10 protein-coding genes and 2 pseudogenes are annotated in these 13,163 nt (G+C 62.6%); 6 read left to right on the top strand and 6 right to left on the bottom strand.

Translation table 11 applies throughout. The features are described 5' to 3' along the window. Positions 1-168 precede the first annotated feature (168 nt). A complete protein-coding gene (locus EJ073_RS30705; protein WP_126058927.1) occupies positions 169-1,809 on the top strand; it encodes a caspase family protein in 1,641 nt (546 codons plus the stop codon). A 54-nt stretch (positions 1,810-1,863) separates the two neighbouring features. Here EJ073_RS30705 and EJ073_RS30700 read toward each other — a convergent pair whose 3' ends face one another. Further along, positions 1,864-2,400 (bottom strand): OmpA family protein, encoded by a 537-nt coding sequence (locus EJ073_RS30700; RefSeq protein ID WP_189347287.1) that lies wholly within the window; start codon positions 2,398-2,400, stop codon positions 1,864-1,866. A 194-nt stretch (positions 2,401-2,594) separates the two neighbouring features. Between EJ073_RS30700 and EJ073_RS30695 the strand changes: the two genes are divergently transcribed. Continuing rightward, positions 2,595-3,170, top strand: coding sequence for a hypothetical protein (locus EJ073_RS30695; RefSeq protein WP_189347288.1), 576 nt, complete (start codon positions 2,595-2,597; stop codon positions 3,168-3,170). Between the two features lie 72 nt (positions 3,171-3,242). On the opposite strand, the gene EJ073_RS30690 is transcribed toward EJ073_RS30695, so the two are convergent. The 5 genes and pseudogenes from EJ073_RS30690 to EJ073_RS30675 all read right to left on the bottom strand — a co-directional run bounded on the left by EJ073_RS30690 (position 3,243) and on the right by EJ073_RS30675 (position 8,472). Continuing rightward, positions 3,243-3,524: a hypothetical protein gene (locus EJ073_RS30690; RefSeq protein WP_245455434.1), complete on the bottom strand. Its 282-nt coding sequence runs from the start codon at positions 3,522-3,524 to the stop codon at positions 3,243-3,245. Between the two features lie 29 nt (positions 3,525-3,553). Beyond that, positions 3,554-6,016 (bottom strand): caspase family protein, encoded by a 2,463-nt coding sequence (locus EJ073_RS30685; RefSeq protein WP_245455433.1) that lies wholly within the window; start codon positions 6,014-6,016, stop codon positions 3,554-3,556. Between the two features lie 476 nt (positions 6,017-6,492). After that, positions 6,493-6,810: a hypothetical protein gene (locus tag EJ073_RS33035; RefSeq protein WP_348627277.1), complete on the bottom strand. Its 318-nt coding sequence runs from the start codon at positions 6,808-6,810 to the stop codon at positions 6,493-6,495. Positions 6,811-7,026: 216 nt separating this feature from the next. Further along, positions 7,027-7,397 (bottom strand): annotated as a pseudogene (locus EJ073_RS33030) (cell division protein FtsZ); the annotation flags it as partial. A gap of 343 nt (positions 7,398-7,740) precedes the next feature. Further along, on the bottom strand, positions 7,741-8,472 hold the full coding sequence (locus tag EJ073_RS30675) for a GntR family transcriptional regulator (protein ID WP_126058923.1): 732 nt from the start codon (positions 8,470-8,472) through the stop codon (positions 7,741-7,743). Between the two features lie 158 nt (positions 8,473-8,630). Here EJ073_RS30675 and EJ073_RS30670 point away from each other — a divergent pair, with 158 nt between their 5' ends. The 4 genes and pseudogenes from EJ073_RS30670 to EJ073_RS30655 all read left to right on the top strand — a co-directional run bounded on the left by EJ073_RS30670 (position 8,631) and on the right by EJ073_RS30655 (position 13,141). Next, the gene (locus EJ073_RS30670) at positions 8,631-10,289 is read left to right on the top strand and encodes an amidohydrolase (RefSeq protein WP_126058922.1); all 1,659 of its coding nucleotides are present in this window, start codon (positions 8,631-8,633) and stop codon (positions 10,287-10,289) included. 1 nt (position 10,290) lies between these two features. Next, positions 10,291-11,436: an ABC transporter ATP-binding protein gene (locus EJ073_RS30665; protein ID WP_126058921.1), complete on the top strand. Its 1,146-nt coding sequence runs from the start codon at positions 10,291-10,293 to the stop codon at positions 11,434-11,436. Continuing rightward, positions 11,420-12,345: pseudogene (locus tag EJ073_RS30660) on the top strand (ABC transporter permease). The gene EJ073_RS30665 and the pseudogene EJ073_RS30660 overlap by 17 nt, the downstream one beginning before the upstream one ends. Next, positions 12,335-13,141: an ABC transporter permease gene (locus EJ073_RS30655; RefSeq protein WP_126058920.1), complete on the top strand. Its 807-nt coding sequence runs from the start codon at positions 12,335-12,337 to the stop codon at positions 13,139-13,141. The pseudogene EJ073_RS30660 and the gene EJ073_RS30655 overlap by 11 nt, the downstream one beginning before the upstream one ends. Positions 13,142-13,163 lie beyond the last annotated feature (22 nt).

Below are 13,163 nucleotides of genomic sequence, written 5' to 3'. Positions count from 1 at the left end.
GCCAGGTGCTATTATCGGCGAACTTTTTTGGGCCTTTTGTGAACCAAAACTGTGGCCGGGGTCACAGACGCCCAGACGCCATTTTTGGCAGAAGCGACTTGTGTCGCGGATGAATTTTAGCATGTGCAGACACCACTAGCGCGCCCCGTTGGGGCGGAGGGCTGACCCATGAAAGCGTTCGCCGTCTTTCTGAGCGGATTTATCCTGTTTGTCCTGGCCTCGCTCGCCGCCCAGGCCGCCGCGCCCGACAGCGTCGCGCCCGACCCCAAACGCGTCGCGCTGGTGATCGGCAACAGCAAATACGTCCATGCCGTCGCCTTGCCCAATCCCGCCAATGACGCACAGCTCATTGCATCGACGCTGCGCAACGCCGGCTTCGAGGTTATCGAAGGCCTGGACCAGGACAATGCGGGCATGCACAGCCTCATCAGCCGGTTCACCGAGCAATCCTACGACGCCGACCTCGCCGTCATCTACTACGCCGGCCACGGCATGCAGGTAGACGGCAAGAATTTCCTCATTCCGGTCGATGCCGAGCTGACGTCGCCGGCCTATCTCAAGACCCGCACCATCCAGATCGACGAGTTCATGTCGGCGCTGCCGCCCGAGCCGGCGGTCGGGGTCATCATCCTCGACGCCTGCCGCGATAATCCGCTGGCAAGGACTCTTGCCGCCGCGCTGCCGAAGAGCCGTTCGCTGGGGGCCGGACTGGCGCCGGTCGAGGCCAAATCGGACGGTGTCGGCACCGGCGGCATCCTGATTGCCTACGCAACCGATCCCGGCGCCATCGCTTTCGATGGCAACGGCGTCAACAGTCCCTATTCGACCGCCCTCGCCAGGCACCTGACCGAGCCGGGCGTCGAGATCCAGAGCGCGCTGACGCGCGTGCGCGGCGAAGTGACCGAGACCACGCAAGGCCGGCAGCGGCCGTGGCACAATGCCTCGCTGGGGCGCGAGGTCTTCATGGGAAAACCTGTCGAGGCGACGCCCGCGGCAAAACCCGCAGCCGAGACACCCGGCGCCGCGGCCACTTCGACCCCCGCCCTAGTGGTCGGCGAACCTCCGTCATGGGAAGTCGAGCAGCGTCTGTGGGACGAGGCCTCGAAGAAGAATTCCATCCCGTTCTACGAGGCCTATCTCGAACAGTTCCCGAACGGCCGTTTCGCCACGGTGGCGAAGCTGAACATCGACGAGTTGCAGGACCCGAAAGCCGAAGACAAGCAGGTCGCGGCCCTCGATACGGACGAGGCGAACGCCAATTCCGGCTCCGCCGTGCGCACGTCGGTCGGCATTTCGGACGAAATGAAGCAGGCGCTGGGCAGCGAACTGACGGAAAGCGCCATCGGTCTCGATCGCGAGGGGCGCATCGATCTGCAGTTGCGCATCGAGGTCCTCGGCAACGAACTTGGCAGCGTTGACGGGAATATGGGCCCCAAGACCCGCCAGGCGATCGGCGACTGGCAAGAGGAGAACGGCCTGCCGCCGACCGGCTTCCTGACGCGGGAGCAACTGGCCTTCCTGGTGGTCCAGACGGACCCGATGATGGAGGCGGTGCGCGCCAGGCACGCCGCCGACCAGGCCCGCGCGACGACGCCGAAGAAACAGGTGGTGCAGAAGGCCCGCGCACCGAAGCCGGTGGTGCAGAAGCAGCGCAAGAAGCAACAGCAGGTCGTTCAGAAGAAGCGCAACCGCGACACCCTGGTCGGCCGGGAGGAACCCCCGCCGCCCCAGGACAACAACAACGACTTCCTGACCAAGGCGCTGATCTTCGGCACCGGTGTGGCTGTGGGCGGCGTGCTCAACAAGTGACGGCCGGAACCCGGGCCTGCCGCAAAGGGCGCCTGCCGACGCAAATGAGGGGTGCTACTCCGTCCTGATCCGCATTTCGACCCGGCGGTTGACCGGATCGTACGGGTTGGCGCTGCGCGGATGCGTCTTGCCCAGGCCGATCGCTTCGAGCCTGGTGGCGGCAACGCCATTGGCCGTCAGGAAGGCGGCCACCGATTGCGCTCTCCTTTGTGACAGTTCCTGATTGTAGCGGGACGAGCCGGAGGCGTCGGTGTGACCTTCGACGACGAAGCTGAAAGAGCTCAGCCGTTGGTCCTTCAACGCCTTGGCGAACTCGTCGAGCTCGGTGCGCGCGGTCGTGTCGAGCTGGGCTGAATCGAGCCCGAAATTGATCATCATGTCGAGGCCGGTTTTCTTGGCCGGCGCGTCCTTCGCCTCGGCCTTGCTCTTGCACTCGTCCTCGGTGCCGACGCAAATCCCGCGCGAAGCGCCGAGATTGCCCGCTCCGGCAAAAAACTTCACAATGTCTTCCGATTTCTGCAGCGGATCGGCAAAAGCCTGGCCAGACACAAGCACGACCGCCAACACAAAGGCTGAACTGCCCATTCGCATAACCGTTACTCCCGTTTGAAGCATCCGATTTCGCCGGCCGCGGATCATATCAAATTCCGAAGCGATTGTCTGTCGGCCACACCGAAAATATCCGGCATCGCCGGCGATGGCCGCCTGCCCGTCGAGCAAGACTTGACCGGCGCCTCGCCGGGCGCTTGAGTGGCTGTTATTCCTCGGGGAAAGGCGTGGCGGCCATGGCCAATGAGCTCCGATACAAAACGGCACGGGACCTTTTCACGGCTTGTCCCGCTGTCGCCGGGGACATGAGCGCCCTCCCGACCGAACAGGCCTCGATCGAGTTCTGCCGAGCCCTGCTCGCCGGGCCGGTGCCCGAGGAAGCAATCACGTTCTGTGCCTATCTGCTCGCCGAACGGGCCGCGGTCTGGTGGGCTCATGAATGCCTGAGCCACCTGCGCGACCTGCTCGACGGGCAGGACCTGGAGTTGCTCATGCTTGTCGGCGACTGGGTCAGCGAGCCGGACAATCCCAGGCACCATGCGGCGCTGAGCAGGGCCGTGGCGATGCCGCCGACGACGCCGGTCGCCTGGATTGCCCTGGCCGTGATATGGCGCGACGGCGGTTTAGCCGCGGACGAGGCGGCGATGCCTGTGATGCGGCCGTTCCCCGCCGCCCATGCGGTCAATGCCGGGATACTGGCGGGGCTGGCACGTGTCGCGCTCGCCGATCGCTTTTCCGTGCTTTCAGCCTTCGTCGAAATGGGCATCCAGACGGCGGAGATCGAGGCGCTGCGCCAATCTGCGGATGCCTAGGCCTTTGTGAAGCGGTGCTGAAGCCAGTGGCGCAGCGCACGGTCATCGCAGCCGGCTGCCCTGGATGCTTGGTCATCCTCCCCAGCCGCCGCCGCTATTGCCTCCGCCGCTCCCACCGCCTCCCATAGTGGGAACAACAGGCGCGGTCACAGTGGTTTCCTCAACCGGCTTTACCACTTTTTTGGCGGTCACCTTTTTCTGTTTGACGACCGTGGTCTGAGGGGTCGTGCGGACCACCTTCTGCTGCGGCTTCGCCGCCACCGGTGTCGGCTCGGCCTTGGGCATCAGGGACGTGCAGCCCATGAGCGCCACCATGAAGCCGAACAGCGTTGTTGCGGTGATTGCCTGCTTCAATGTCCTGCCCACCATTGCCTCCCGGTTGATCAGAAAAGGTCCCTGCGCGGATTGGCTTCTTCCCACACCCCTCTGGCCGCGTTGATCAGCTGAGTGTCCAGCGAGCCGGTCGCGGCGACCTTCGACTTGAGTTCCTGTTGCAACTGCTCCAGCGCCGCCGTTTTCGGCTTCGCTGCGAATTTTGCCAGCGTCTTCCTGGCCTCCGGCAGCTCCTTGCGAAGGTCGAGCGCGGCCGCGAAAGCGAGGAAACGCGCGGCGACGGCCTGATTGGCCTTGTCGCCCTTCTGCATTTCGAGAGCCGCGCGATCGTAGGCGCCGGACTGATCGCCGCGCATGGTCCCTAGCTCGAACAGTCTTTGTGCCTCGGCGAGGTCCCGCTCCACGCCGGAGCCGTCCCGGTACATGCGCCCAAGGCTGGCTGGAGCGTAGGGCTGGCCGAGATCGATGGCCCGTTGAAACAGCGTCAGCGCCATCTTCGGATCCTTGTCCACGCCCTGGCCGCTAAGATAGTTCCGGCCGAGCAGGTTCATCGAATACATGTCCTGCCGCTGCACGCCGGCCTGAAGGAAGGCAACCGCGCGATCCGGGTCGGCGGTCACGCCGTTGCGGCCCTCCGTGAAGATCGCGGCGAGATCGTTCATGGCATAGGTGTGCCCCATCGCCGCGGCCTTGAGCAGCAGGTCCAACCCCTTTGCAGTGTCGGGCCTGACGCCGTAGCCGTTGAACAGGGCGCGCCCCCAGGACGTCATGCCGTAGGGATCGCCCTTGTCCGACGCAGCCTTGTAGAGGGCATTGGCCTGCGTGCGGTCCTGAGCGGTTCCGGTTCCGGTCGCATGCAGGTAGCCGAGTTCGAAGACGGCGCGGACATGCCCCCTTTTCGCGGCCTCCTCGATGGCTGTCCTGGCATCCTCGACCTTGCCCACGGCAAGCAGAGCGCGTCCGAGTTCATAGCGGAAGCGGGGTACATCCGGATAAGCCTTCACAGCCGTCTCGCACGCGTCCACCGCGCCGGCGCCGATCTCGTTGGGCAACAGGCCGGGGACCACGCCTTGCAGGTCGAGCGGTTCGCCGGCGGCCGTGTCGCATGGATCGACGCTTGGCGAGAGTTTCATGCTGGCGGGCTTGGATGAATTGTCGTCGGCCCGGATTTCGAGGCCGACTATGAGCGGCTTGACGGTGCCGATCTGCGGTTCGTACCGCAGGTGCTCGACCTCGTCGGCCCTTAGGCTTGAGTCGGGCGTCAGTGTTCGGTCAGGCAGGGATAGCGTTCCCGTTGCCGGATAGCTCGCGACTTTCAGGCTGACCGCGGGGTCCTTCGTCGGCAGATCCAGGTTCAGCGCAACCGGGCCGACGCCCACCGGAACACCGATGTCACGATTTTCGATCGCCTCTGCGGCGCCGGTGATTTGGATGCCGCGCTCCAGGATCTGCTGCTTCTGCTCGGCCTCCAGCGAGGCCATGATCTGCTGACCATCGGCTCCCTCGCCGCTCTTGACGCGAAACACCAGTATGCCCTGGCTTTGGCCGCCCCAGTCGTCATGCGTGGCGTAGGCCAGCATATCCACCTCGTCCTGCGCGGCGGCGCCCTTGGGGACATCCATCTTCAGGCGCGGCAGGTCCTTGCCCTGGATCGGCTGGCCGACCTCGACAGGCTTGCCGTCCAGCGTCAGGCGGCCGAGAGCCGGCGGTCTCTCGATGCTGACGGTGACGGTTCCGCCGTCGACATCGACCGGCTGCGGCAGGCCGAGATCGACCGGGCCGACCCCCGACAACACGACCTTCTCCAGCACCGGCGGCAGCGAGGGCCGGGTGGCGCGGCGCATCAGCACGACCTCGTCGATCAGCGAGGAGTTTTCCCAGGGAACCTGCTTGCCGTCGGTCGCCTGGACGACGTCGCGGCGCACCGCGGCCATCACGGCGCGGATCTCCTGGTTAGGCGCCAGCGCGCGGCGCGAAAATGCCGATGAGAAGGGACTAAGGTCACCGGTTCCGTCATAGGCGACCGAGCCCGGTTCGGTGGCGAAGGCGATCAGCGTGTTCAGCGAGCTCTTGACCTGCGCGAGGCCGGCATTGCCGGCGGTGATCAGTTGATCCCGCAGCCAGTAGTCCTTGCGCGGGAACGGGTTGTTGCGGCAGGCGTCGAGGATGATCACCTGGATCTTCGATTTCGAGCGCAGTTGCTCCAACACATCGTTGAGCTTGATCGCCTGGACCTCGATGTCGGCCGCCCTCTTCAGCGAGGCGTCGACCGGGATCAGGAAATTCTCGCCGCCGATCTGGAAGCCGTGGCCGGAATAGTAGACGACAGCCAGGTCGGCGCCGTCGGCGGCGGCCAGATAGCTGCGAAACTGCTTCTCGAATTCGAGCTTGGTGAGATCCTTGGCGACGAACACGTCGAAGCCGGCAAGCCGAAACGTGTTCGACACATCCGCGGCATCCTTGTCCGGGTTCTTGAGCGCCGGGATTTCACGATATTCGGAATTGCCGATCACAAGGGCAACCCTTCGATCGGCGTGAGCGTCGAACGTCGCGAGGCTCACGATGATCAAGGCTGCAATGAACGCGCAGCATCGCAGCATGGCAAATCCTTAACTGCTATGACCTGTCGACCACAAGAACGCAGCTTGCGGTGTCAGGGTCTGTTAAAGAGTTCACAATCTGCCGATACAGGAACTGAGAGAGGCGCCAAGGCGAATGCGGGCGCATTCCTCATCCAATCAGTTTCTAAATTACCCTAGAGGCGGAGGTTCCGCAATGATCTGAGCCGGCTTGTCGATGGTGCGGTCGGCAACGTGCTGCGGCCGCCTCGCCGCGAACATCCGCGCGATGCTCATCGCCTCCAGGACGCGACGATAGTCGAGCAGGAATGATCGGCTGGTCGGTCTGGCACGCCGGGTTTGCGGCTGGATTCGGTCAAAGGTTGAGCGACAGTGCGGCAAGTGCGTCGCCGTTGGACAGGCCGAGCGCTTCAAGCGGTCCTTTGCTCGGGCTGTGCAATGTCCATGATCTTGCGCAGGCCCGTTGCGACGACCGATACCCGGAACTTCCCGGCCAATGCCTGGTCGAAGATGGCGCCCACGATAATGTCGGCGTCGGCGTCGACCTCTTCCCGTATCCGTGTCGCAGCCTCATCGACCTCGAACAGCGTCATGTCCGTGCCGCCGCAGATCGACACGAGCAGGCCTCTGGCGCCTGTCATGGAAGCCTCATCGAGCAGCGGATTGGCGATCGCAGCCTCGGCCGCAGTCCTTGCACGGCCCTCGCCAGAAGCCTCGCCGGTTCCCATCATCGCCCGGCCCATGTCCCGCATCACTGACTTCACATCGGCGAAATCGAGATTGATCAGGCCTTCTTTCACGATGAGATCCGTGATGCATCCGACACCCGCGTAGAGAACACGGTCTGCCATGGCAAAGGCGTCGGCAAACGTGGTCCTGGCGTCGGCGACCCTGAAGAGGTTCTGGTTCGGGATGACGATCACCGTATCGGCGCACTCGCGAAGGCGTTCTATGCCTTCCTCCGCGGCCTGGGTCCTGCGCTTGCCCTCGAACACGAAAGGCTTGGTAACGACCGCCACCGTCAAGATGCCGGCATCGCGTGCGGCACGCGCAATAACCGGCGCCGCGCCTGTCCCGGTGCCACCCCCATGCCCGCCGTGATGAAACACATATGCGTTCCCGCGAGATGATCCATGATCTCGTCTATGGATTCCTCCGCGGCCGCGCTGCCGACCTGTGGCAAAGATCCGGCCCCCAAACCTTCTGTCACATGCGCGCCCAACTGGATCAGCCGCGACGACTTCGACATCGTGAGCGCCTGGGCATCAGTATTGGCGACGACGAACTCGACGCCCTGCAAGCCTTCGGAGATCATGTTGTTGACGGCGTTTCCGCCGGCGCCGCCGACGCCGACAACGGTGATCTTAGGCCTCATCTCCAGGATTTCCGGCTTGGCGGTCATTTTTCATCTTTCTAGCGAAATCACCTGCTGCCCCGCCGCACTATCAAGCGGAACCGGAGCAACGAGCACACGAATCAGGCGACCCCCACCAAAGGCAGGGAATCAGAGCGGACGCCTCCCCGCAAGGTCCGCCAAACGTCTGTCCAAGGGCAACGCCCTGCCCTGAACCGGAAGCTTCGAGCTTTTGCGCCTGTTTCAGTCGTTCCAGGGCTATTGTCGTCGGCAAAAAGCCTTTGTCGCATGGGGAGCCTGATACTCAAACAGCCAGACCCGGTCGGGTCTGCGACTCCTCGTTTCGGGATAGATACAGGTCGCGCAGATCACGCTGTCTGAGCATGAGGTCCAGGATGCCATCCCTCGATTGCCGGATATGACGGCGGGATTCGCGGCAGGCTGTGTCGGCGTCCCCGGCAGCGATCGCTTCAACAATCATATGATGGTCGTCACGCGCCGCCTTCCAGTCGTTCAGCTGGGTCAATTCCATCCACACATAGACTTGGCACTTGTCCAAAAGTCCGTTCAGCATTTCCGCGAGCATGACGTTGGCGCTAAATCGCGCGATTGCGCGATGGATTTCCATGCCGGTCTGCATCTCCTCCAGCCGGGCACGGGGAGATGGGTCGATTTGCGCCAGGCGCTCGCAATCCGCGACCAAGCCGCGCAGCAGTTCCACTTCATCGAGGGTGATACGGGCGATCGCCAAGGTCGTCGCATAGGCGTCCAGCTCTGCCCGGATGTCGAAGACGTTCCGGAGCATCGTTTCGTCAAATTGAACCACCGCAAATCCCGTGCGGGGACGTTCGACCACAAGCCCGTCACGCTCCAATCGATTAAGTGCCTCGCGCACCGGCGTCCGGCTGACCTGAAGCTGTTCGACGAGCTCGAGTTCCGTAATTCGTCTGCCCGGTGACAGCTGCCCGGTCACGATCATCGCTTTGATCGATTCGTAGGTCGACTGACGCAAATGTCCGCGGGCAACGTCGTTCATCGGGGCTCCTAACACCGGCTGGCGTCAACGCGGCAAATAGGTACCGGTTGACTCACGCATTCACAAGCGCATAGTGTATACAACAAAGTATTCAAAAAATGTAGCCAATTGCTGCCCTAACCGGAAGGGAAGTTGGGCAGGCTGGGGGAGCGTCATTGATGCAAGCGGACATAGTGGTCACGAGCGCAAAGATTCTGACCATGGACCCGGCCAGGCCGGCGGCTTCTGCGATGGCCGTCGCAAATGGACGAATTCTCGCTGTTGGCGACGCAACCGAAGTGCTGCCGTTTGCCGGCAATTTGACGCGGATGATCGACGCTGCCGGCCGAAGCGTGCTGCCGGGCTTCATCGAAGCGCACATGCATGTGTTTGGCGGCGGCGCCATCCTCAATGACCTGTTGCTGACGGGCACGAAGGGTAAAACCGCGATCCGCGAAAAAGTGCGGGCTCACGCCGCGGCAAATCCGGAAGCGAAGGTCCTTTTTTGCCAGGGTGCCGACTATGACATGCTCGATGGCAGCCCGATCGACCGGTATTTCCTCGACAGCATCCTCGATGACCGGCCCCTGGCCTTCGTGGCCTTTGACCATCACACAATGTGGGCCAACACCATACTGCTAGAGGAAGTCCGGCTTCTCCACGGCAAAGCCCTGGGCCCCGGCAACGAGGTGGTCATGGGCGGCGATGGCCTTGCTACCGGCGAACTGCGCGAAGTCGAGGCCTTCGGACCGGTCAATGTCTATGCCGGCACATTTCGTTCGTCGCTGGGGCTTTCCACGGGAGGCGAGCCGCCCGAACCGCCAACGCCAGAGGAAAGGGCGCTGGACCGGGCGTCCATAAAAGCCGCCCTGGCCTGGTGCGCCAGGCACGGGATCACGTCGATCCACAACATGGACGGAAATCTTTACACACTGGAACTGCTCGACGAGATCCAGGATCAGGGCGCCCTGCTCTGCCGCGTCAAGGTTCCCTTCCATTTCAAGAACTTCATGACGGTCGACATGCTGGAAAAGGCGTCCCGCATGAATGACGACTATCGCGGGGACTGGCTGAACTCCGGTCTCGTGAAGGCTTTTTATGACGGCGTGATCGAAGGCTACACCGCTTATCTCGTCGACGGCTATGCAGACCGGCCCGACTTCACCGGGGAACCGCTCTTCACGCAGGCCCAATTCACGGAAATGGCGACCGAGGCGGACCGGCGCGGTCTGCAGATCGCCGTGCACGCGATCGGCGACGGTGCGGTGCGCGCGGTCCTGAACGGCTATGAAGCCGCCATGAAGGCCAATGGCCCGCGGGACGCGCGCCACCGGATCGAGCATATCGAGGTCATCCAGCCCAGCGACATTCCGCGCTTTGCTGTCCTTGGCGCGATCGCGTCCATGCAGCCGCCGCATCCCCCGGGCGTGATGGATTTCCCGCTTGAACCGGCCAAGACCCGCATCGGGCCCGATCGCTGGCCGCTTGCCTATGCCTGGCGGACTTTAAAGCAGGCGGGAGCCCATGTTGTCTTTGCGTCGGATTGGCCGGTGGCGCGGATTGACGTCCTGGCCGGCATCCATGCGGCCGTCAACCGCGAGCCCTGGGCGCCGCATCTGCCAGACCAGAGCTACACCCTCCACGAGGCGATTGCCGCCTATACGATCGAAGGTGCCTATGCCGAACACGCGGAGGACCGGAAGGGACAACTCAAACCCGGTCATTTCGCCGATTTTGTCCTCCTATCCGGCGATATCGAGGCCGTTTCACCCGGGGAGATCAACACCCTCTCACCTGCACTCACCGTCTGCGGCGGTCGCGTTACCTTCGAGGCCTGATATGCTGGCATTGTCCCAACCCACCCAACCGCAAACCGCGGATCGTCGCCTGGCGATCCAGGCGATCGGCCTGCAAAAGAGTTATGGCACCGGCGCCTCGGCCTTCCTGGCGCTTGACGATGTGTCGATCGACATTACCGAAAACGAGTTCTTTACGTTGCTGGGCCCGTCCGGTTGCGGAAAAACGACGCTTTTGAGGCTGATCGCTGGGTTCAACTTTCCGACCAATGGACAAATCCTGCTCCGCGGCAAGGACATTGCGGCGCTTCCGCCGTTTCGGCGGCCAATCAACACGGTTTTCCAGAACTACGCGCTCTTTCCCCACATGTCTGTCGCCGAGAACATCGGTTTCGGAGTGAAAATGCTGGGCTGGACGAAGTCCAGGTGCGTGGATCGCGTGGCCGCGATGCTGAAACTCGTGCGGATGGAAACGCTTGCCGACCGGCGGACCAGTGAGATCTCCGGCGGGCAGCAGCAGCGTGTCGCCCTGGCCCGCGCTCTGGCTCCGCAACCGGAAGTGCTTTTGCTCGATGAACCGTTGTCGGCCCTCGACTACAAGCTGAGAAAGGAGATGCAGGTCGAATTGAAGCGGCTCCAAACTGAAACCGGCATCACGTTTATTTTCGTGACGCACGATCAGGAGGAAGCCCTGGCAATGTCCGACCGCATTGCCGTCATGAACCGTGGGCGGGTGCTCCAGGTTGGCCGTCCGCGGGAAATCTACAACGCTCCGGTGGATAGGTTCGTCGCCGACTTCATCGGCGAATCGAACATTCTGAGCGGCCGGCTTGTCGGGCAGGCCGCTGCGGATGCTCACCAGGTCAGAATTGCTGGCGCTGTCGCTACCGCCTACGGCAAAGCCGGAACTTCCGGCGACGGGACGGTTCAGGTCCTGATCCGCCCGGAACATGTCGACGTCCTCGACGCCCCGTCATCGGACTGCATTCCTGCAGTCGTCGAGGACGAGGTTTTCGTTGGGACGGACACCCGCCTTCAATTGCGCCTGAACGACGGTTCGACTTTCACAGCCCGCCTGACCAACAGCCCGGAACAAGAGAAAATCAGGACGTCCGGCACACAGGTATGGCTGCGAATCCATAGCCGTAGCGCCCGGCTGCTCGGAGGCGAACATGTCCGGCATCGCTGAGATGGCGGCCACACGCCGAACCGCCGAAAGCCGGCGCCGCTGGTTGCTCAAGGCGCCGGCCCTGGCGACAATCGTGATCGCCTCTGTCGGGCCGCTTGCAGTGATGCTTGTCTATTCGGTGATGGCAAAGGGCGCCTTCGGCGGGGTCGCACTCGGTCAGTTCAGCCTCGACGGCTGGACGAACGTCTTTGTGGAGCGGGATCCCTTTGACGACACGCTCGTACTGGCCGATGCCAATCTCATCATCTTCTGGCGTTCCATCAAACTGGCACTGGTCACGACGCTAGCCACGCTGCTCATCGGCTTCCCGACCGCCTATTACATTGCGACCCGGCCCGAGCAGGTCCGGTCGCAATGGATGCTGCTGATCACGATCCCCTTTTGGACCAATCTTCTGATCCGCACCTTCGCGATCATGGGCATCCTGTCCAATCAGGGGCCGGTCAACAATATCCTCATCTGGGCCGGGTTGATCGACAAGCCCATGCAGATGCTGTTCACGGACGGGGCGGTTCTCCTGGGCTCGTCTACGTCTACCTGCCACTCATGGTGCTGCCGATCTATGCGAGCCTTGAGCGCATGGATTTCAACCTTGTGGAGGCAGGGTACGATCTTTATGCGACGCGCTCAAAGGTGCTTTGGCATATCGTCATCCCCTCCTGCAAGCCGGGCCTGATCGCCGGATCGATCCTCGTCTTCATCCCCGCAATCGGCGCCTATGTGACGCCGCGCGTCTTGGGCGGGGGAAAGAACATGATGATGGGCAACCTGATCGAACTGCAGTTCGGTCAGGGTCGAAACTGGCCCCTCGGCGCAGCACTGTCCATCTGCCTCCTGGTGATCGTGACAGTGGCGCTCATCATCTACATCCGCGGAAGTTCGGGTAAGGAGAATGCGCATGGCCGCTAGTCAGCACGCATTCGATCTGAAGGCGCAGCCAGGCTTCAGCATTATTGCGCGATCGGCGATCGTCGCTCTCTATTTGCCGATCCTCATCCTCGTCGTGTTCGCCTTCAACGCGACCTCCTCGCTCGGCGTCTGGGGCGGCTTCTCCTTCGATTGGTTCGTCAAGGCCTGGCACAACGACCTGATCATCAATGCAGCTCTCTTCTCTTTGTTTCTTGCCACCGTGGCCGGCGTCCTGGCGACCGTCATGGCCACGATGGCCGCCATTGCCATGACCCGAACCGACGCCTATCGCGGGCAGTTGGTCTCCTACGCCCTGATCAACCAGCCACTGATCGTTCCTGAAATCGTAACGGCCATCTCGCTTCTGATCGTGTTCGCCGCAGTCAAGTCGGCAACCGGCTACTCGGGCACCGGCTATCTGGTCCTGGCGCACACGGCCTTCTGCATCCCGTTTGCATATCTGCCGATCCGCGCTCGGCTGGAAGGCATGGATCTGACCCTCGAAACCGCGGCAGCCGATCTCTATGCGGATCCGTGGAAGACGTTCCTGCATGTGACGCTTCCGAGGCTGGCGCCCGGCATCATAGCGGGTTTCATGCTGGCCTTCGTCATTTCGCTCGATGATGTCGTCATCACCGATCTCGTGAAGTCCGGCGGACAGGAAACCCTGCCGACCTACATGCTGGGTCAGATCCGTCGCGACATGACCCCCGAAGTCAATGCTGCCGCCACCATGCTTCTGGTGCCCTCGATCCTTCTGGTGACGGCCGTGCATCTGATCAACCGCAAAAAATAATCAACCTTACAGAGGAGTGACA

The organism is Mesorhizobium sp. M4B.F.Ca.ET.058.02.1.1, from assembly GCF_003952505.1.
In the GTDB taxonomy this organism is placed as follows: Bacteria; Pseudomonadota; Alphaproteobacteria; order Rhizobiales; family Rhizobiaceae; genus Mesorhizobium.
Note: the sequence above shows the minus strand (reverse complement) of the source record. Positions and strands in the feature narration are given on the sequence as shown.